This is a genomic window from Stenotrophomonas sp. TWI700 (genome assembly GCF_039673645.1).
GTDB lineage: Bacteria > Pseudomonadota > Gammaproteobacteria > Xanthomonadales > Xanthomonadaceae > Stenotrophomonas > Stenotrophomonas maltophilia_AA.
In genome coordinates, this window is sequence record NZ_JBDJMB010000013.1 from 43,982 (window position 1) to 64,013 (window position 20,032).

Genomic DNA, 20,032 nt, shown 5'->3' on the forward strand with positions numbered 1-20,032 from the left:
ATGAAGCCAGCCGCACGACCGCTCGCCGTTGCCGGTAGCCTGGTCTTCCTGGGGTTGGCCGGTGCTGGCATGGCGTGGGCGCAGGATGCTCCGCTACCCGTCAATGGCACCCTCGCCGAACAACGCCAGTGGCTCTTGCAGCAGGTGCGGGTGGGCGAGGCGACCGGCCGCCAGGCGCTGATCGAAGATGCGCTGGCTCGTCTGCGGATGCTTGCCCCGGATGATCGCGACACACTGCTCGCGATCGTGGAAGTCCAGTTGTCGCAACAGAAAGTCGATGATGCCACCGCAACCCTGCAGCGACTGCGCCAGATCGGTGCCGGCACTGCGGAATTGGCCTCTGCCGAACGCCTGTGGCGTGCCTATCGCGGCGACCTGCAACAGGAACTGCAGCAAGCGCGCCTGCTCGCCACCGGCGGGCGGACGGACGAGGCCATGGTGATTTACCGACGCCTGTTCGACGACAACCCGCCCGGCTTGCAGCTGGGCATCGAGTACTGGCGCTTGCGCGGCGCCCAGCCCACGGGACGAAGCCTGGCGATCACCCGGTTGTCTGCACTCGATGCGCGCTACCCGGGCAACACGAACGTGCTGCAGATCCTGTCGCAGCTGTTGTTCAACGCCGGTCGCGATGATGAAGCCCTGGCCGTGCTGCAACGCATTTCACGAAATCCTGAGACCCGCACCCTGGCTGCCCAGAGCGAGTGGTCGTACTTGTCTTCGCAGCCGGCGACCGAGCGAAGTGTGCGGCTGCTGCGTGCCTTCATTACCCGGTATCCGGCCTGGGCGCAGCTGGACGACGCGCGAAAGCGTTACGCCGAGCAGAACAAACTGGTCAGCGACCCGGCCTGGCGGGCCGGCCTTCGAGCCCAGCAGCAGCTGGAACGCGGGAACAACGCTGCCGCAGAGACAGGCTTTCGCGATGCATTGAAGCGCTATCCGCGGGAAGCCGATTTTCTGGGGGGCTTGGGCCTTGCGTTGATGCGCCAAGGAGATCGAAGCCAGGCTCTGGACTACTTCCAGCAGGCGCAGCGCGCGGTCACCGATGGCGCCAGCGGAAAATGGCAGGACCTCATCGCGAGCACGCGCTACTGGCTGCTGCTGGAGCGGGCGGATGCCGCGATGGGCGCCGGCGATACGGCGAGCGCGCGCAGCCTCTATACCCAGGCGCACCGCCAGCAGCCACGCGAGGTCAACGCGATGCTGGGTCTGGCCGACGTTGCGGTGGCAGAGCAGGACGATGCTGGGGCCGAGCGTCAGCTGCTGGCTGCTCAGCGCACCGCGCCGCGAGATGCCAATGTGATCCGCAAGCTGGTGCAGCTGTATGGGCGCACCGATCCGGACCGGCTGGAGACGTACATCGCCCAGTTGCCTGCATCGCAGCGCACGCTGTACACCGCTGATCTGCTGCAGTTGCGCCTGCAGCGACTACAGCAGCGACTGGACCTCGCGCACGCACAGGGCGAGGTGAGGGAGGCGATCGTTCTGGGGCGTGAGATGCGCCTGCAGCGGCCCGCAGATCCGTGGCTGGCCTATCGGCTGGCCAACGATCTGCGCGCCGTCGGTGAAGATGCCGACGCCGACGCGGTGATCACCGACATGCTGTCACACGCGGCCGGCGATCCGGTCGCGCGCTATGCGCAGGCGTTGTACTTGTCGTCCATCGGCCACCTCGATGCCGCCTTGGCGGCTCTGGCCCAGGTCCCCGCCACGGCGTGGGATGAGGACATTCGAGCGCTGGATTCACGGCTGCGCCGCCAACAGCTCATCGACACCGTATGGACACTGCATGGCAGCGGCCGTGAGGCGGAGGCGATTGCCCTGTTGGAAGCGCAGCCGCCGAGCGCGGATAACCTGCTGATCCTGGCCGACTGGGCGCGCGAACGCGATGACTTCGAGGCCGCGTTGGCGCGTTACGCGCGGGTGCTCGAGGCTGAGCCGGAAAACGTCGATGCGCAGTTGGGCCGCATCCAGGCCTGGATAGGGATCGGCGACCTGCCGAGGGCGCGGCAGGCGATGGCCAGCACACCACCAGCCGTGGCCGACGATGCGGTTGGACAGCAGCGCCAACTTGCCGGCATCTGGACCGACCTGCATGAGAATGCGAAGGCCTTGGCGATTCTGCGCCAGCTGATCCAGCGCAAGACCGGACCGGACGCGCAGACATACCGTGATACTGCACGCTTGGTACGCCGCGACGCGCCCAGCGAATCGCTGGATCTGTATGCCTTGTCCATGCAGGACAACGGAGTGCTTGCCCCGGCCCAGGCACTTCCTCGTGATGACCGCGCGCTGACGTTGGCATCCCGCGAGAACGCACAGGACGACTGGCTGCGACGCAGCATCCGCAGCGATGTGGAAACCTTGTACCAGCAGCAGAATCCTACCTTGACCGTGATGCAGGATTCCGGACGCCGCAGCGATGGCACGCCCGGCATCTCGCGACTGGCCCGTGATACCCGCATCGTGCATCTGGACGCGCCTGTCGCACAGGGCCTGGGCTTCGCACGGATCGAACAGGTGTCGCTGAACGCCCGCAGCTTCCAGACAGACGCCGACGGTAGCTACGACGAAGATTACGGGACCTGCCAACTTGATCTGATACAGGCGGACGGTAGCCGCGTGCGGGCTCCGGGATGCAATCGCAACGTCCGCCAGCGCATGAACTCCGGTGCGGGACTCGCGGTGGGGTGGCGCACGCTGGACGATACCTTCAGCGTTGACGTCGGGCACACCGCATCCGGTTATCCGGTCGGCAATTGGCTCGGGGGGGTGACGGTAGGGGGGGATCTCGGCGTGCTGGGCTGGTCTGCCACGGCATCCCGGCGACCGATGACCAACTCCCTGCTGTCGCAGGCCGGGGCGGTGGACCCGCGTAGCGGCATCCGCTGGGGCGGCGTCACAGCCAACGGCGCGACCTTCAGCCTCGGCTACGACCGTGGCGGGCGCAACGGCGTGTGGTCGAACTGGAGCTGGCATCGCCTGCTGGGAGAGAACGTTGCCGACAATGACCGTGCGCGCGCCATGGCGGGGTGGTACCACAAGCTGATCGTGCGCACCGACATGCGCTTGGACGCTGGAGTGACCGCGATGTACTGGCGCTATCGGCACGATCTGGGCGGCTACTCGCTGGGGCAGGGCGGCTACTACAGCCCGCAGCAGTACACCTCTCTCAGCCTGCCGGTCAGTTTCGCCTGGCGCAATGATGATTGGTCGGTGCGCCTGGATGGCTCGGTGAGCTGGTCACGCTCGCGAACCGACAGCTACAGTCGCTATCCAGAGGTGGGACTGATGGACGCGATCCTGGCCGGACTGGCCGACACTTATGGTCCGGTAACCCTGGATCCCTCCGGGCTGTATACCGGCGACAGCCGCAGCCGTGGAACCGGCTACCGGTTCTATGCGGCGGTCGAACGCCGGCTCGGCGACCATCTGGTACTGGGCGCGGCCGGCACCCTCCAGCGCAGCGAAGACTTCGCGCCGAACACGTTCCAGCTCTACCTGCGGTATACCTTCAATCCTTGGCAGGGAAATCTGCCGCTTCCGGTTGCGCCACTGGTGCCCTATGGCGAATTCCGCTGAGTTTCCGAGTCTGCGCCGCCGTCGTCTCATGCAGGCGATCGCTGCGGTGGGCGTTGCTGTCAGCCTCCCGGACCTGCGCGCAGCAACGGGGTCGGCGCGTGGGAAGGCTGCCTGGCTGGAATGGGGGATCCTGGCCGATTCCAGTCTGAGCAGCGACGGACGCATGATCGACCGTAGTGCATCGGACCTGCGGACAACTTCAGAGGGGCAGTCCTATGCGCTGTTCTTCGCACTGGTCAGCAACGATCAGGCGCAATTCGACCGCATTCTTGGCTGGACGGTGGATAACCTTGCCGGGGGCGACATGTCCAAGCGCTTGCCGGCCTGGCTGTGGGGACGCGACGAGGCAGGGCGCTGGAGGGTGTTGGACGACAACCCTGCCTCCGATTCTGACCTGTGGCTGGCCTACACGTTGATTGAAGCGGCCCGGCTGTGGCGCCGACCGGCGTTGCTGGAGGTGGCCAAGGGCATGCTGGCCCAGGTGTGCGAGCGCGAGATCGTCGACCTGCCCGGACTGGGACCGATGCTCCTCCCGGGGGCGCAGGGGTTTGTCGAAGAGGATTACTGGCGTCTCAACCCCAGCTATCTGCCGATGCCGCTCCTGCGCCGTTTCGCGGGGGTCGACACCCGTGGTCCGTGGCCGACAATCGCACGAAATACGCTGCGCATGCTGCAGGACACAGCCCCGAAAGGGTTCGCCCCGGATTGGACCGCATGGCGCTCCAGCGGCTTCTTCGCCGATCCCGTAAAAGGTGCAATGGGCAGCTACGATGCGATCCGCGTGTACCTGTGGGCAGGCATGACCGATCCGCGCGATCCGGCGTTCAAACCAGCGCTGGCCGCGTTGCATGGCCCCTTGGCCCGGCTGCGTGAGCAGGCGACGATGGTTGAGCGCGTGGATACACGCGCGGGTACCCAGACCGGCACCGGGCCTTACGGATTCACCGCGGCGGTCCTGCCCTACCTGCAGGCGCAGGGGGAAAGCGCACTGGCGACGCGACTCCGCGCGACGCTGCCGGAGGTGGCCCGACTCCGCGCCGATCCGCCGGCGTACTACTCACACAATCTGCTCTTGTTCGGAAGTGGCTGGTTTGACCGCCGCTACCGTTTCCGCGCCGACGGCCAATTGCGGCCGTCCTGGGCCTGATCCGCCCCATACCGATCGTGGGTCGTCATTCCAGCCCGTAGCGCAGCACGACCAACCCGGCCACCAGCCACACGGCCGGATGCACTTCGCGCCAGCGCCCGGTGCCGGCCTTCAGCACCGCATACGCGATGAAGCCGAACGCCAGGCCATTGGCGATCGAGTAGGTGAACGGCATCGCCAACGCGCACAGCGCGGCAGGCACGGACTCGGTCAGGTCGCCCCATTCCACGTCCACCAGTTCGCGCAGCATCAGCCCGGCCACGAACAGCAGGGCGGGCGCGGTGGCATAACCGGGCACCATCTTGGCCAGCGGCGAGAACAGCAGCGCCGCCAGGAACAGCGCGGCCACCACCAGTGCGGTCAGGCCGGTGCGGCCACCGGCCTGCACGCCCGAGGCGCTTTCGGCGAACGCGGTGGTGCTGCTGGTCCCGAGCAGCGAGCCGGCCACGATCGCGGTGCTGTCGGCCAACAGGGCCCGTCCGAAGCGTTTCTGTGCGCCCGGCAGCTTGAGCAGGCCGGCACGACCGACCACGCCGTACAGCGTGCCGGTGGCATCGAACACTTCCACCAGCACGAACACCAGCACCACCTGCAGCAGCACCGCCATCGGCGCGCCGCCGTCGTGGTGCAGCAGGCCGGGCAGATCGAGCTGAAGGAAGGTCGGGGCCAGGCTCGGCGGCAGCGAGGTCAGCTCGGTGTACTTCACCTCGCCCAAGGCCCATGCGGCGCCCGTTACCGCCAGGATGCCGATCAGGATCGCGCCGCGCACCTTGCGCGCCTCCAGGATGGCGATCAGCAGGAAGCCGGCCAGCGCCAGCAGTGGCGGCGCGGTATTGAGCGGACCCAGTGCGACCAGGGTGTCGGTGTTGGCAATGATCACGCCGGACTTCTGCAGCGCGATGATCGCCAGGAACAGGCCGATGCCGGCCACGATCGCCGCCCGCAGCGAGGGCGGGATGCCCGCCACCAGCCAGGCGCGCACGCCGGTCAGCGACAGCACCAGGAACACCAGCCCGGAAATGAAGACAGCGGCCAGTGCCTGCTGCCAGGGCAGGCCGGCCGCGCCGACCACGGTGAACGCGAAGAACGCATTCAAGCCCATGCCGGGGGCCATGCCGACCGGGAAGTTGGCCGCGAACGCCATCACCAGCGAACCCAGCGCGGCGGCCAGGCAGGTGGCGACGAACACGGCATCCGGGTCCATGCCTGTGGTGGCCAGGATGTCCGGGTTGACGAAGACGATGTAGGACATCGTCAGGAAGGTAGTCAGGCCGGCCAGCAACTCGGTGCGCACGGTGGTGCCGTGCTGCTGCAGCTGGAACAGGCGTTCGGGGAGGGACATGGTGGAATCTCGTGGCGATAAGGCGTCACGACCCACGGTCGTGACCTACCGGAATGCAAACGGCCGCGCAGTGCGCGGCCGTTCTTCATTCCTTATTTCAGCGCCTTGAAGCGCAGCCGCTTCGGCGCGGCGTCGTCGCCCATGCGGCGGCGCTTGTCTTCTTCGTACTCGCGGTAGTTGCCCTGGAAGAACTCCACGTGCGAGTTGCCTTCGAAGGCCAGGATGTGGGTCGCGATGCGATCCAGGAACCAGCGGTCATGCGAAATGACGAAGGTGTTGCCCGGGAACTCCAGCAGCGCATCTTCCAGCGCACGCAGGGTTTCGATGTCCAGATCGTTGGACGGTTCATCGAGCAGCAGCACGTTGCCACCCTGCAGCAGGGTCTTGGCCATGTGCAGGCGTCCACGCTCACCACCGGACAGCGAACCGACCAGCTTCTGCTGGTCCTGGCCCTTGAAGTTGAAGCGGCCGATGTAGGCGCGCGACTGGATCTCCACGCCATTGATGTTGAGGATGTCCAGGCCGCCGGCGATTTCCTGGAAGACGTTGTGGTTGCCTTCCAGCGCGTCGCGGCTCTGGTCCACGTAGGACAGCTTGACGGTCGGGCCGACCACGATCTCGCCGGTATCCGGCTTTTCCTGGCCGGTGATCATCTTGAACAGGGTCGACTTGCCGGCGCCGTTGGGACCGATGATGCCGACGATCGCGCCACCGGGCACCAGGAAGTTCAGGTCGTCGAACAGCAGGCGATCACCGAACTTCTTGGAGACATTCTTGAACTCCATCACCGCATTGCCCAGGCGTTCGCCCGGCGGGATGAAGATCTCGTTGGTCTCGTTGCGCTTCTGGTAATCCACCGACTGCAGCTCTTCCAGGCGGGCCAGACGCGCCTTGCCCTTGGTACGGCCGCCCTTGGCGTTCTGGCGCGACCATTCCAGTTCCTTCTGGATCGCCTTCTGGCGGGACTTTTCCTGGTTGTCTTCCTGGCGCAGGCGGTCGTCCTTCTGGGTCAGCCAGTCGGTGTAGTTGCCCTTCCACGGAATGCCGCGGCCGCGGTCCAGTTCCAGGATCCACTCGGCGGCGTTGTCCAGGAAGTAGCGATCATGGGTGACCGCCACGACGGTGCCGGTGTAGCGCGCCAGGAACTGCTCCAGCCATTCCACGGACTCGGCGTCCAGGTGGTTGGTCGGTTCATCGAGCAGCAGCATGTCCGGCTTCTGCAGCAGCAGGCGGCACAGCGCCACGCGGCGCTTTTCACCACCGGACAGGGTGCCGACCACGGCTTCCCACGGCGGCAGGCGCAGTGCATCGGCGGCCACGTCCAGCTGGTTTTCCAGGGTGTGCGCGTCACCGGCGGCCAGGATCGCCTCCAGGCGCTCCTGTTCCTTGGCCAGCTTGTCGAAGTCGGCGCCTTCCTCGGCATAGGCCAGGTACACCGCGTCCAGCGCGGCCTGGGCCTGCAGCACCTCGCCCACGCCTTCCTCGACCGACTCGCGCACGGTCTTGGTCGGGTCCAGCTCCGGTTCCTGGGCCAGGTAGCCGACCTTGATGCCGGCCTGGGGACGGGCTTCGCCCTCGAAGTCGGTATCCACGCCGGCCATGATCTTGAGCACCGTCGACTTGCCCGAGCCGTTCAGGCCCAGCAGGCCGATCTTGGCACCCGGGAAGAACGACAGCGAGATGTCCTTGATGATCTGCCGCTTGGGCGGGACCACCTTGCTGACGCGGTTCATGGTGTAGATGTATTGCGAGGACATGAGGTCTCCGAAGGCGCAACCCTGCGCCCGTTCCATACGGAACAGGAACAGATGGAAGAAAAGGATGGCCCGATTATAGCCGGAAGCGATCAGGACCGCCGGGAGCCACCGGCCCTGGGGCTTGCCGCCGCCTGAATGCGGGGTCAAAGCCCTTGAATTGGAAACCGTTTCCAGCCGGAGACCGTTCAGACGCCGTCCGCATGATGGAGCCATCAACCCACCAAGCGAGGCCAGTCATGCGCATGAATCGATTTGTAGTAGGGGCGGTTGCCTCGCTGCTGGCCTTGGGCACCGTGGCCCCGGCCTTTGCCGATGACCACCGTGGCCGCGGTCACGACCGCCGGGAGTGGCGTGATGACCGCCGCGACAACCGCCACGATCGCCATGACCGGCACGATCGTCATGACCGTCGCGAGGTCCGCCATGACCGCCGTTACGACCATCGCTACGACAATCGTGGTTACTACCGTCCGGGCCCGCCGCCGCCGCGTGTGGTCTATCGCCCGGCGCCGGGCTATGGCTCCTACGGCTGGGCGCGCGGCCACCGTTACCGTGAGTACTACGGCGGCCCGGTCTACGTGGTCAACGATTACAGCCGCTATTCGGTGCGCCGCCCGCCGCGCGACCACCACTGGATCCGCGACGACCGCGGCAACCTGCTGCTGGTCGCCATCGCCACCGGGATCATTGCGGACTATGTGATCAACCGGTGAGCGGATGCTTCATCCGGTGACCTGGTGGTTGAACCGTAAATGACAAGAAGGCGCATCCGGTGGATGCGCCTTCCTGCTATCCCACGCCGGCGATCATTCCGGCGGCTGGCGCAGGCAACTCCCGGCAAGGGAGGTGCAGCGATCCTCGACGGGACGGATGGCCGCTTCGCTCATGCGGTACAACGGCGTGGTGGACGCCTCTGCCAACGGGATCATCGTGGGCGTAGGCAGATTGGCCGCGACCTCGCGTGCCACCTGCCGTGCCTGCTCTGGCCACACTCCGACGATGTCCAGCGTGCCAGGGCGGTAGCGGATCTCGTAGTTGCCCAGGCGGGCGCCCTGCGCATCGCTGGCGAGGATCGCATAGCGGCCGGGGCGGGCACCGGTACGACGTCCCTCGCTGCTGAGAGCGACGCTGTCGATGGCATCGCCGTTGACCAGCCCTTCGGCGGTATGGCCATTCAGTGCAGCGATCTGGCCGATGTTGCTGCGTGCATCGTTGGCGGTGATGGTCAGCCCGGCCTTGCCGATGCTCAGGACGCCGTCGACATAGGTGATGTTGTAGTTCGACAGCCCCGTGCCATCCGCGTTGCTGGCGGTGATCACGTAGCCGCCGACGTTGGCTGTCGCCGATGCGCCATTGCTGTCCAGTGCGACTGAAGAAACGGCATCGCTATTGAGCAGGCCATCTACGCTGTAGCCGGCCAGGCCGCCGCTCTGGCCATAGGTCTTGCTGCCACTATTTGCGGTGATGGTCAGCCCGGCCTTGCCGATGTCCGCAGTCAATCCGGCGGGCGCCGTGAGGCTGTAGTTGCTGGCGAGGCCGCCATGGCTGCCATCGTCCAGGGCGGCACTGACCGTGATGGCCCTGTCGGTGCCGGTATCGGCGCTGTCGAAGGTGCCGGCCAGGCCGCTCAGGCCAATGGTTTCGCTCCCTACCAAGCCGTTGAGGCTGCCACCAGAGAGGGTTGCCGTCCTAGTCCCGTCATAGACTTTGTTGGACGCGCTCAGGCCGGTGATGGTCAAGACCTTCGGCGTAATGTCGCCCGTCACACCGGTCGGGTTGCTGACCGTGTAGTTGCTGGCCAGGCCGGTGCCGTCGGCAACGCCGATACCTGTGACCGTCACCGCCTTTCCGGTGCCGGCGTTCTTGTCGGCGAAGGTGCCGGTGCCGCCTGACACCACCAGCGTTTCACCGCTGACCAGGCCCCACAAGCTGCCACCCGACAGCGTGGCTGCCCGGGTGCCGTCGTAAGCGCGCGTGGTGGCCGTCACGCCCGTCACCGTCAAGGTTCTGGGGAGGATGCTGGCGGCCGGTCGGATTGCTGATGGTGTAGTTGGCCGCCAGGCCGCCATTGCCGCCGTTGACCAGGGTTGAGCCGGTCGCCGTCACCGTCTTGCTGGTGCCGGCGTCCTTGGTATCGAAGTTGGCTGCCACGCCTGTCACGCCCAGCGTTTCCGGACCGACCAGGCCGCTGATCGAGCCGCCCGACAAGGTCGCCCTGGTGGTGCCGTCATAGATTTTGTTGACGGCCGACATGCCGGTAATCGTCAGCGCTTTCGGCGTGATGGTGCCGGTACCGGTCGCCGTGGTGTCTGCCAGTACATAGTTGCCCGCATCGGCACCGCCCAGTGTCAGCGAGGAAACGTTCACCGCCTTGCCGGTGCCGGCGTTCTTGTCGCTGAAGGTGGCCGTGGTGGCTCCGATCGCGAGGTTGTCGCCGCTGAGCATGCCGTTGAAGGTGGCCGTGGCCGAGTTGAAGGTGGCGCTCAGGCCGCCATCGTAGACCTTGCTGTCGGCCACCAGGTTGGTGACCGAACTGATGGTGGCCGGGGTGATGTTGGCTGCTGCGGCGGCCGGGGTGTTGCCGAGCGTGTAGTTGCGGGCCAGGCCGGTGCCATCAGTCAACGTTCCCCCGCTGATGGTGACCACCTTGTTGGTGCCGGCGTTCTTGTCGGCAAACGTACCCCTCAGCCCGGACAGGCTCAGGGTTTCCCCGACAACCAGACCGTTCAATAGACCGCCCATTACGGTGGCGTTGGTGGTGGCGTCATACACCTTGTTGAAAGCCGTCACGCCGGTAATCATCAGCGCTTTCGGGGTGATGTTGGCCGTGGCTGTTGCGGAGTCATTGACCAACGCATAGTTGCCCAGGTCACTGCCGCCCAGCGTAATGTTCGAGATATTCACGGTCTTGTTGGTGCCCACGTTTCTATCCGTGAACGCGCCTCTGGCACTGGATAGCTGCACATCATCGCCAGCAATCCTGCCGTTGATCACGGCATTGAAGAGGCTGAGGCTGACGTTGAAATTGCCGTCATATATCTTGTCCAAGGCACTCAAGCCGGTGATGCCGCTGATCGTGGCCCTGGTGATGTCCGCCGTCAGCCCGGTTGGGTCGCTGACCGTGTAGTTGCTCGCCAGACCGGTGTCATCGGACAGGGTGGTGCCGCTGACCGTCACGGTCTTGCCTTGACCCGCATTCTTGTCGGCAACCGCACCGCGCATACCGGACAAGCCCAGGGTTTCGTCGCCGACAAGGCCGTCCAAGGTGCCGCCCGTTACGTTGATGTTGGTGGTTCCGTCATAGACCCTGTTGCGGGCCGTCATGCCGGTAATCGTCAAGGTCTTGCGCGTGATGTTGCCCGTCACGTGGGTCGGGTTGCTGACCGTGTAATTGCTGGCCAGGCCAGTGCCGTCGGTCAACGTTGCACCGCTGACCGTCACTGCCTTGCCGGTCCCGGCATTCTTGTTGTCAAACGCACCCCTCATGCCGGACAGGCTCAGGGTTTCCCCGATGACCAGGCCGTTCAAGGTGCCGCCCGTCACGGTGGCGCTGGTGGTGCCGTCATACGCCTTGCCCGCGACCGTCACGCCGGTGACCGTCAAGGCCTTGGGCGTGATCGTCAACGAACCCGAGCCATAACTGATGTCATAGCCCTGTTGGCCGGAGTACAGCCCGCTGAGCATGAGCGTGCCATCGGCAGCGAGGTAAGTGCCCGCATTCTTGCTGCTGGTGGCGTAGCTCAGGATGCCGTTCAGGACGACAGCCATGTCGGTGGTGTAGCCGCCGGGGTTGCCAAGCGCAAGGCTGCCGTCATAGATCTTGCCGTTGATGGCACCGGCATTCACGATCACGGGCTTGAGGAAGCTGCGCAGCAGGGGCGTTGTCGATCCTTCATAGATTCGCCATATGGAGCCGGTGCCACCCTTGTCGTCAATACCCCAGCCGGCAAACGTCGACTGCTGTTTGAGCTCCGCCAGCGTTTTGCCTTGACCCAAGGGAGTGTAGATGCCGCCGCTGTTGATGGCGTTACCGTCGGTATCGGTGGTCGCGTAAAAGCTGTTTGTGACGTTGCCGCCCGCACTCCCGCTGACCAGGCCGCCGACGGCGCCGGAGCCGGAGACAGCCCCGGTGGCATAGGCATTGGTGATGCTGGCCCCGCCGTTGCCAGCATAGGTGTAGCCGACCAGCCCGCCGACGTACCCGTTGCCTCCCACCGGTCCGGTGGCGTAGGCATGGGTGATGCTGGCCGTGCCGCTGCTTGCATGGTTGTAGCCGACCAACCCGCCGACGTAGTCCCCACCTCGTACCTGTCCGGCGGCATAGGCATGGGTGATGCTGGCCGTGCCGCTGCTTGCATGGTTGTAGCCGACCAGTCCGCCGACGTAGTCGCTGCCTCGCACCTGTCCGGTGGCATAGGCGTTGGCGATGCTGGCCGTACCGTTGTTGGCGATGTTATGGCCGACGAGTCCGCCGACCCCATCTGCGCCGGTAATACTGCCGTCCAACACGCCTATATTGCGCAGTGTGGCGTTCTCGGCATGACCAAAAAGGCCTATGGAGCTTTGGCTCGGGCGGTTGATGGTCAGGTTGCTGATGGTATGGCCCAGGCCGTCAAAGCTCCCGGTAAAGGCATTGGCGATATTGCCCAGCGGATTGAAGCCCTCGCCGCCGTTCCAACCGACGGTGGCGCTGGCGTCGATATTGGCGCCCAGGGCATACCGCCCCGCAAGCTTGTCAGGTGTGCCGATGTCCTGCAGCGCGGCCAGGCTGTTGATGACGGTATAGCCATGGCCGTTGACTGCCAGCAGCCCAGCCCCCGTCTGCGCGAAATTCACCTGCCCGCTGACATTCAACGTGCTTCCGGCCACTGGTACGGCGGCGCTGTTGCCAACGGTGCCACCGTAGTTCAGGTCCAGCGTACCGCTGCCGTTGACCGAGACGGTTGCATTGATGTTGATGTTGCCATGTGCATTGAGTGTCAGCTTGTTCTGGCCGTACCTGACATCGGCGTTGACGTGGATATCGCCATTTTCAGTACCTGCTGCAACGGTTTGCAGGGTGACGCTGGTATTGGCCAGATTGTTGGTCAGGGTGTCTGCGCCGATGCCGCTGTCGGTTCGGGCGGCGCTGCCGGCGCGGATGGTGAAGTCGGTGGGGTCGATCAACCATGTGCCGGTTTTGCCGTTCTGTGCGGCAGTGGTGACCTTGGCGGTGTCGGCCACCTGCACGTGGGCACCGCTGGTGTCGATGAAGCCGCCATCACCGCCATGCGGCGCGCTGGCATCCAGGGTGCCGTCCACCTGCACGGTGCCGCCGTCGAAGCTGCCCAGCAGGACGATCTTGCCGTCCTTCTCGCCCAGCGTGCGGGCCTGGATGACCCCGGTGTTGTTGATCACCGTCCTGAGCAGGGCATCGCCGGCATGGGCGGTGAGCAGCACCTGACCGCCGTCGGCCTTGATCAGCTGGTGGTTTTCCACCAAGGCATCGACCATGGCCTCATCGACCTGGACGTTGAGCAGGCCGTTCCCGGCAAAGTCCAAGGTCATGGCATTGCCGGCGGCCAGCGTCACGCTGCCTTGGTTGGCGACGATCACGCCCTGGTTGCTGACACTGCCGCCGAGCAGCGCAATGGCGCCGCCGGCGGTTGCGGTGAGCGCGCCGTGGTTGATCACCGCAGCGTTGCTGCCATCGCCCTTGAAACGGTAGTTGCCGGCGGCGAAGTCGGCGTCGCTGATACCCAGGGAGGAAGCGACCAGGCCGCCGACGTTCACCTGGGCGCTGGCACCGAACAGCACGCCGTTGGGGTTGACCAGGAAGACCCGGCCATTGGCGTCCAATTGGCCCATGATGGTGGAGCCGTCGACGCCGAGGACGCGGTTAAGTGCAATCGAGTTCGCGCCGGGCTGGTTGAAGGTGACCTTCTGCCCGGCGCCGATCGTGAAGCGCTGCCAGTTGATCGCCAGCGTATCGCTGGCCTGGTTGATGATCAGCTGGTTGCCGCCGGGCGCGCCGATCTGGCCGCTGCCGGACACGATGTTGCCGCCGGTGGGCAGGGATTGGGCCATCACGCCGAAGCTGCTGACAGACAGCAGCAGGCCCAGCGCCAGCGGGGTCAGGCGCACGCCTGCCGACAGGCGGCGCGTGGCACCGGTCGTCGTGTCCGGAGAGGCGCCGAGTTCGGAGACCACCTGGACCTGGCCCAGGGCGTGGTTGAACACGAGACGGTAGATACGATTCATGGCAGGTGGCCTCAGAAAGTGGTGCTGATCCGCGCCCAGTACTGGGTGCTGCGGCTGTCGGCGGTGCGATGGCTGCCGGTCGGTTTGGCGCCACTCACGTCCAGCCGCAGTTCCGGCTTCCATGGCAGGCGCAGGCCGATGGCCAGACCGGCGCCTTCCAGCGTGGTGGGCTGGAAGCCAATGCGGCGGTTGTCCGGCGCGGGCGAGGTGCGGCCCCAGTCGTAGAACAGGTTCACCTCGACCAGATCACCCCAGCGGCGGCCATTGAACGGGGAAGGTCTGTCGGCAAAACCCGGTGCGCTGAGCTGGTACTCGAACGTGGCCTGCACGCCCCGATCCCCCAGCGCGGTGGACAGCGGGTAAGCGCGCACGCTGGTCGGCCCACCCACGCTGAACTGCTCCAGCGGGGTAAGCGCGTCATCGGTGAACTGGGCACTGCCGCGCAGCAGCAGACGCTGGTTTCCCGGTAGCGCCTGCAAGCGAGCCAGCGACACCCGGCTTACCCAGAAATACGAATCGTGCGCGGCGTAGAGCCAGTTGAAGGGCGAGGATTCATCGTTGATGGATTTGCGCACCGACAACTGCGCCAGGTTCATGCCACGCCAGCGACGGTCGGTGTGGCGCAGGGTCACCCCGGCATCGATCACGTCGAAGGTATGCCGCGAGAGTTCGATGCCCAGTCCTTCAAGCCTGGATTCCTCATGGATCCAGCGCGCCGAGGCCTGGACCTGCAGGTCCAGGCGTTGGATGAACGTCCAGTCGCTACCGGCATAGAACAGCGTGGTCGGGCCCTTGATGCCGATGGCGGCGAACGGCCCGGCGTTCAGCTCCATCTCGCTGCGGCTGACGCCGGCAATGGCGCTCAGCCCATCGACCTGTGCCGAAGGCACGCTCAATGACAATGCTGCCTGCCAGCTGTCGGCCGGGTCCAGCCCGTAGCCGACCGTTGCGGCGAGCACGTCGCCTGCGCCCAGTGCATTGAAGGCACTCACGCCCAGCTCGGCGCGGTATTTGCCGGTACTGTCGGTGCCGTGGTTGCTCAGGCCAAAGGTGATTTCGTAGGGACGATCACTGTCCCGGGCGACCAGGATGATGTCGGTCTCGCCTTCGTTCTGGCCCGATTGCAGCACCGAGGTAACCGACACCCCGGGCAGGTCACGCGCATACAGCAGGGCGCGGTCCAGTTCGGCACGGCGCAGGGGACGGCCGATCAGCCCCAGGCTGCTGGCGGTGAGCTGGTCGTCGCGGTAGCGCTGGCTGCCCTGCACCAGCACCCGGCCCACCCGGCCTTCCAGGACACTGAGTGTGAGCGTCTGGCGCTCGCCGATCTGCTGCGGTGGTACGTACGCCACCGACACCAGAAAGCCCGCTTCTCGGTAGGTCTGCGTGACACGCGCGCTGATCTGCTGGATCTGCTCGAAATCCAGCGCGGCGGGCAGCGTTGGGCTGATCTCACGCAGCGCCTGGTTGGCGACGGCCTCCACGGCGGCGCGGCTGATGCCACTGGCGGGGTGATCACCCACACCCGCCACGGTGACCTGCGCGATCAGTACGGTCGCGCGCGCGGCAGCCGTCGATGGAGAGGTGTCGGCGGCCCAGGCGACCTGGCCGAGGGCCGCAGCCAGTGCGAGGACGAGCAGGCCTGCCCGCCTTGGCAGGCAGCACGGACGGAGGGCGGGGGGCGAGAAGCCGGAGCATCGCATTGGAGCGTTTCCTTACGGTGATAGGCCCCAGGACGGGAAAAAACCAGGGCTGATCCTGTTAACCGTCAAAAGCGCGTGACCGCTATCACCGAATTCAGCGTGTGCCTCAAAAAATGGGGGCAGGGCACCGTTGACCGGGCCGGCCGCGCGCAGCCGGGGCGCCGAAGCAGGGCAGCCCCGGCCCGGGAACGGGCTACAATCGACGCCTTTCCTCCCTGTCCTGGAGTACCACCCGATGTTCCCGCGCGACGTCCGCATCGAAAGCTACGATCCCGAACTGGCCAAGGCCATTGCCGCCGAAACCCAGCGCCAGGAAGACCATGTCGAGCTGATTGCCAGCGAGAACTACACCAGCCCGGCGGTGATGGAAGCCCAGGGCAGCCAGCTGACCAACAAGTACGCCGAGGGCTATCCGGGCAAGCGCTACTACGGTGGCTGCGAATACGTGGACATCGCCGAGCAGCTGGCCATCGACCGCCTCAAGCAGCTGTTCGATGCCGACTACGCCAACGTGCAGCCGCACAGCGGTTCGCAGGCCAACCAGGCCGTGTACTTCGCGCTGCTGCAGCCGGGCGACACCATCCTGGGCATGAGCCTGGCGCATGGCGGCCACCTGACCCACGGGGCCAAGGTCAATGCCTCGGGCAAGCTGTTCAACGCCGTCCAGTACGGTGTCGACGAAGCCGGCCTGATCGACTATGACGAGGTCGAGCGCCTGGCCCTGGAGCACAAGCCGAAGATGGTGGTCGCCGGCTTCTCGGCCTACTCGCAGGTCATCGACTGGGCGCGCTTCCGTGCGATCGCCGACAAGGTCGGTGCCTACCTGTTCGTGGACATGGCGCACGTGGCCGGTCTGGTCGCCGCCGGCGTCTACCCGAGCCCGCTGCCGCACGCCCACGTGGTCACCTCGACCACCCACAAGACCCTGCGCGGCCCGCGTGGCGGCATCATCATCGCCAAGGGGGCAAGCGAAGAGCTGCAGAAGAAGCTGCAGTCCATCGTGTTCCCGGGCATCCAGGGCGGTCCGCTGATGCACGTCATCGCCGGCAAGGCCGTGGCCTTCAAGGAAGCGCTGGAGCCGGGCTTCAAGGCCTACCAGCAGCAGGTGGTCAAGAACGCCCAGGCGATGGCCAACACGCTCATCGCGCGCGGCTACAAGATCGTCTCCGGCGGTACCCAGAACCACCTGATGCTGGTCGACATGATCGGCAAGGATGTCTCGGGCAAGGATGCCGAAGCCGCGCTCGGCCTGGCCCACATCACCGTCAACAAGAACTCCGTGCCGAACGACCCGCGTTCGCCGTTCGTGACCTCGGGCCTGCGCCTGGGCACCCCGGCGGTCACCACGCGCGGTTACCTGGAACAGGACTGCGTGGACCTGGCCAACTGGATCGCCGACGTGCTCGACGCCCCGGCCGACGAGGCCGTGATCGCCCGCGTCCGCGACGCGGTCAGCGCGCAGTGCCGCAAGTATCCGGTCTACGGCTGATATGGACGCGGGCCGGCAACGGCGTACCTACGCCGTGCTGGCCCTGGTCTGCGGCATCGTGGGGATGGCCGGCGGCGGCACCTTCGCCGCCATCGGGGTCTGGGTCGCGTTCGTCGAACCGGCCTATCTGGACCGGGCCTCGCGCCTGTTGATCGGCGGCTGGGGCGCGGCGGGGCTGATCGGGGTAGGTGGCTGGCTGTGGTTGAGCAGCCGCTATCTCCGGCACGGCCGCGCAGGTCTGCAGGACAGCGGGCGCTGGGCGTGGGGTGCGCTGGCCCTCGGCGCGCTTGCCGCCGTGGCGGTCGTGGGAATGGCGTTCTGGCAGGCCACCGCGAGTCCGATGGCACTGGTCCTGCTGCTGGCGGGGCCGCCGCTGATGTTGCCCGCGGTCATGCTGGTGCAGCTGCGGCGCAGCCGGGGCAACTGACCGGATGGACCTCCATCGCAGGCGGCAGCGCGCCCTGCTGCTGCATGTCGGTGGGGTTGGACTCCCCCATGTCGTGGCGGCGTTCGTGCTGGTGGGTCTTTGCCTGCGCGACGTGCTCCACCAGTACGGTGGGGCGGGCGGCGCGCCGGGCTGGGCAGCGGCGTGGTTCGGGACGGCAAGTCTCATCGTCATGACCTGGCTCACCCTTGCCCGTCGCTGGTGGCAGGGCGGCTCAGGCGCACTTCGGGCGGCGTCGTCGGTCTGGTGGGCAGGCCTGCTGCTCGCCTTGGTGGCAACGGGCATTGCCTGGACCGGCCTGGTGCGGTCGGTCTTCCACCTTCATCTGTCCGATGCGGCCGTGCCAGCCGCTGCCCTGGTCCTGGTGGTGGGGCTCCCGCTGCTCTCCTGCGCGGCGCACCTGCTGTGGTTGCGTCTGCGGGCCCGCTAGACAGGGCTGGCCTCTTCCCCTGTCCATTTGCTGTAGCCGGTCCCTCTCAGGTACCGTTGCGACGCTGCCGTGACCACGGCATGACGTTTTCCTGATGCAAGGCGTTCCATGTATTGTCCGTTCTGCCAGCATGCCGACACCCGTGTGATCGATTCGCGCGTCTCTGAAGACGGCGCGACGATCCGGCGTCGCCGCGAGTGCGAGGCCTGCAACGAGCGCTTCAGTACTCTGGAAACCATCGAGTTGAAACTGCCGGCCATCGTGAAAAGCGACGGCAGCCGCGAGGCCTTCGATGCCCGCAAGGTGCGCAGTGGTTTCGACCGCGCGCTGCAGAAGCGCCCGGTGCCCGAAGACAAGATCGAACTGGCGGTGCGCGCGGTGATGCAGCAGGCGCGTATCTGCGGCGAACGTGAAATCCCCTCGATCAAGGTCGGCGAGTTCGTGATGAACGAACTGCGCAAGCTCGATCACGTGGGCTACGTGCGTTTCGCTTCGGTGTACCGCAGCTTCGAGGACGTGGCCGATTTCCGCGAGGAGATCGAGAAGCTCGAGCGCGAACTGCCCTCCAGCACCGAACAGCTGCAGCTGCTCGGCGACGTGATCGCGCTGACCAAGAAAAAGAAAGGCTGAGCCGCGCCGCATCACGGCCACCATGGCTGGGCTACCATCGCGGCTGCCTGCCGCCGGACGCCCACCGCCATGACTGACTTCACCGCTCTCGACCACCAGCACATGGCGCATGCGCTGCGCCTGGCCGAGCGCGCCGCGTATACCGCGCGGCCCAATCCGATGGTCGGCTGCGTGATCGCACGCGATGAGGTCGTGGTGGGTGAGGGCTGGCACCAGCGCACCGGCGGCCCGCACGCGGAAGTGTTCGCGCTGCGCCAGGCCGGCGAACAGGCGCGCGGCGCCACCGCCTACGTCACCCTGGAGCCGTGCGCACACCATGGCCGTACCCCGCCGTGCGCGCTGGCCTTGATCGAGGCGGGCGTGAGCCGGGTGGTCGCGGCGATGCGCGATCCGTTCCCGAAGGTCGACGGCGGCGGTTTCGTGCTGCTGCGCGAGGCCGGCATCGAGGTGGCCGAAGGGCTGATGGCCGCGCAGGCGCGCGAACTCAACCAGGGCTTCCTCTCCCGCATCGAACGCGGCCGTCCCTGGGTGCGGGTGAAGCTCGCCGCCAGCCTGGATGGGCGCACGGCGATGGCCGATGGCCGCTCCAAATGGATCACCGGTGCGGCCGCCCGCGAGGACGTCCAGCACTGGCGCGCGCGGGCCGGCGCGATCCTGACCGGTGCCGCCACGGTGCTGGCCGACGACCCGATGTTGACTGTCAGGCTGGCCGATACCGAGGTGCTGCCACCGCTGCGCGTCGTGCTCGATGCGCGGCTGCGCTCGCTGGACTGCGCGCGCGTGCGTGAGGGCGGGGCGCCGACCTTGTATCTGCATGACGCCGCGGTCCGTCCGCCGGAGGCTGCCGACGCCGAATTCGCCAGCGTGCCCAGCCATGACGGGCGACTGGATCTGGGCGCGGTGCTGGCCCTGCTCGACGAACGCGGCATCAATGAGGTGCATACCGAGGCCGGCGCGACCCTGGCGGGCGCGTTGCTGGCCGGCGGCTGGGTCGACGAACTGCTGCTCTACCAGGCCCCGACGCTGCTCGGCGAGCATGGCCTGCCGCTGCTGTCGGGCCTGGGCATCCACGCGATGGACGATCAGCGCCGGATGCGCGTGGTGGATCAGCGCCAGGTGGGCGGCGACCTGCGGTTGCGGCTGCGCCCATAAAAAACGGGTCCCTTGCGGGACCCGTTCGATCATGGCGCGGCGCGGACGCCGCGGCCCGATCAGTAACCGACGCAGACACCCCTCTCTCCAAGGGCGCAGCGCGCAGTTGGTGAGC

13 protein-coding genes are annotated in these 20,032 nt (G+C 66.4%); 8 read left to right on the forward strand and 5 right to left on the reverse strand.

What is annotated here, in order from left to right; all coding sequences use genetic code 11:
• Together bcsC and bcsZ are read left to right on the forward strand one after the other, a co-directional pair.
• Positions 1 to 3,582, forward strand: a complete 3,582-nt coding sequence (bcsC, locus tag ABE473_RS11285; protein WP_346489533.1) for a cellulose synthase complex outer membrane protein BcsC — start codon at positions 1 to 3, stop codon at positions 3,580 to 3,582.
• On the forward strand, positions 3,566 to 4,729 hold the full coding sequence (gene bcsZ, locus ABE473_RS11290; protein WP_346489534.1) for a cellulose synthase complex periplasmic endoglucanase BcsZ: 1,164 nt from the start codon (positions 3,566 to 3,568) through the stop codon (positions 4,727 to 4,729). Before bcsC ends, bcsZ begins: the two co-directional genes overlap by 17 nt.
• Before the next feature lie 25 nt (positions 4,730 to 4,754).
• On the opposite strand, the gene ABE473_RS11295 is transcribed toward bcsZ, so the two are convergent.
• Both ABE473_RS11295 and ettA read right to left on the reverse strand, forming a co-directional pair.
• Entirely contained in the window at positions 4,755 to 6,071 is a 1,317-nt protein-coding gene (locus ABE473_RS11295) for an NCS2 family permease (protein ID WP_346489535.1), read from the reverse strand.
• Positions 6,072 to 6,163: 92 nt separating this feature from the next.
• Positions 6,164 to 7,828, reverse strand: a complete 1,665-nt coding sequence (gene ettA / locus ABE473_RS11300; RefSeq protein ID WP_176990420.1) for an energy-dependent translational throttle protein EttA — start codon at positions 7,826 to 7,828, stop codon at positions 6,164 to 6,166.
• A 236-nt stretch (positions 7,829 to 8,064) separates the two neighbouring features.
• Between ettA and ABE473_RS11305 the strand changes: the two genes are divergently transcribed.
• On the forward strand, positions 8,065 to 8,541 hold the full coding sequence (locus tag ABE473_RS11305; protein ID WP_152152402.1) for an RcnB family protein: 477 nt from the start codon (positions 8,065 to 8,067) through the stop codon (positions 8,539 to 8,541).
• A gap of 93 nt (positions 8,542 to 8,634) precedes the next feature.
• On the opposite strand, the gene ABE473_RS11310 is transcribed toward ABE473_RS11305, so the two are convergent.
• Genes ABE473_RS11310 through ABE473_RS11320 form a run of 3 tightly spaced genes read right to left on the reverse strand, consistent with a single transcriptional unit; the run spans position 8,635 to position 15,771 of the window.
• Complete coding sequence (locus tag ABE473_RS11310) at positions 8,635 to 9,816, reverse strand: YDG domain-containing protein (RefSeq protein ID WP_346489536.1); 1,182 nt, start codon at positions 9,814 to 9,816, stop codon at positions 8,635 to 8,637.
• Entirely contained in the window at positions 9,734 to 14,068 is a 4,335-nt protein-coding gene (locus ABE473_RS11315; RefSeq protein ID WP_346489537.1) for a YDG domain-containing protein, read from the reverse strand. Before ABE473_RS11315 ends, ABE473_RS11310 begins: the two co-directional genes overlap by 83 nt.
• Positions 14,069 to 14,079: 11 nt before the next feature.
• Positions 14,080 to 15,771 (reverse strand): ShlB/FhaC/HecB family hemolysin secretion/activation protein, encoded by a 1,692-nt coding sequence (locus tag ABE473_RS11320; protein WP_346489538.1) that lies wholly within the window; start codon positions 15,769 to 15,771, stop codon positions 14,080 to 14,082.
• A 235-nt stretch (positions 15,772 to 16,006) separates the two neighbouring features.
• Between ABE473_RS11320 and glyA the strand changes: the two genes are divergently transcribed.
• From glyA to ribD, 5 genes are all read left to right on the forward strand, one after another.
• Entirely contained in the window at positions 16,007 to 17,260 is a 1,254-nt protein-coding gene (gene glyA / locus ABE473_RS11325; protein WP_346489539.1) for a serine hydroxymethyltransferase, read from the forward strand.
• Position 17,261: 1 nt separating this feature from the next.
• Positions 17,262 to 17,687, forward strand: coding sequence for a hypothetical protein (locus ABE473_RS11330; RefSeq protein ID WP_346489540.1), 426 nt, complete (start codon positions 17,262 to 17,264; stop codon positions 17,685 to 17,687).
• A gap of 4 nt (positions 17,688 to 17,691) precedes the next feature.
• Positions 17,692 to 18,135, forward strand: coding sequence for a hypothetical protein (locus ABE473_RS11335; RefSeq protein WP_346489541.1), 444 nt, complete (start codon positions 17,692 to 17,694; stop codon positions 18,133 to 18,135).
• Between the two features lie 108 nt (positions 18,136 to 18,243).
• Positions 18,244 to 18,765 carry a transcriptional regulator NrdR gene (gene nrdR / locus ABE473_RS11340; protein ID WP_019182518.1) on the forward strand — a complete coding sequence of 174 codons (522 nt, stop codon included), beginning with the start codon at positions 18,244 to 18,246 and terminating at the stop codon, positions 18,763 to 18,765.
• Positions 18,766 to 18,834: 69 nt separating this feature from the next.
• Complete coding sequence (gene ribD, locus ABE473_RS11345; RefSeq protein ID WP_346489542.1) at positions 18,835 to 19,917, forward strand: bifunctional diaminohydroxyphosphoribosylaminopyrimidine deaminase/5-amino-6-(5-phosphoribosylamino)uracil reductase RibD; 1,083 nt, start codon at positions 18,835 to 18,837, stop codon at positions 19,915 to 19,917.
• Positions 19,918 to 20,032 lie beyond the last annotated feature (115 nt).

Bases quoted from the DNA above. Each gene is read 5' to 3' on its own strand.
- ABE473_RS11305 (WP_152152402.1), top strand. From the start codon at position 8,065: ATGCGCATGAATCGATTTGTAGTAGGGGCGGTTGCCTCGCTGCTGGCC.
- ABE473_RS11320 (WP_346489538.1), bottom strand. From the start codon at position 15,771: ATGCGATGCTCCGGCTTCTCGCCCCCCGCCCTCCGTCCGTGCTGCCTG.
- ABE473_RS11330 (WP_346489540.1), top strand. From the start codon at position 17,262: ATGGACGCGGGCCGGCAACGGCGTACCTACGCCGTGCTGGCCCTGGTC.
- nrdR (WP_019182518.1), top strand. From the start codon at position 18,244: ATGTATTGTCCGTTCTGCCAGCATGCCGACACCCGTGTGATCGATTCG.
- ribD (WP_346489542.1), top strand. From the start codon at position 18,835: ATGACTGACTTCACCGCTCTCGACCACCAGCACATGGCGCATGCGCTG.
- ABE473_RS11335 (WP_346489541.1), top strand. From the start codon at position 17,692: ATGGACCTCCATCGCAGGCGGCAGCGCGCCCTGCTGCTGCATGTCGGT.
- ABE473_RS11295 (WP_346489535.1), bottom strand. From the start codon at position 6,071: ATGTCCCTCCCCGAACGCCTGTTCCAGCTGCAGCAGCACGGCACCACC.
- glyA (WP_346489539.1), top strand. From the start codon at position 16,007: ATGTTCCCGCGCGACGTCCGCATCGAAAGCTACGATCCCGAACTGGCC.
- bcsC (WP_346489533.1), top strand. From the start codon at position 1: ATGAAGCCAGCCGCACGACCGCTCGCCGTTGCCGGTAGCCTGGTCTTC.
- ABE473_RS11315 (WP_346489537.1), bottom strand. From the start codon at position 14,068: ATGAATCGTATCTACCGTCTCGTGTTCAACCACGCCCTGGGCCAGGTC.
- ettA (WP_176990420.1), bottom strand. From the start codon at position 7,828: ATGTCCTCGCAATACATCTACACCATGAACCGCGTCAGCAAGGTGGTC.
- bcsZ (WP_346489534.1), top strand. From the start codon at position 3,566: ATGGCGAATTCCGCTGAGTTTCCGAGTCTGCGCCGCCGTCGTCTCATG.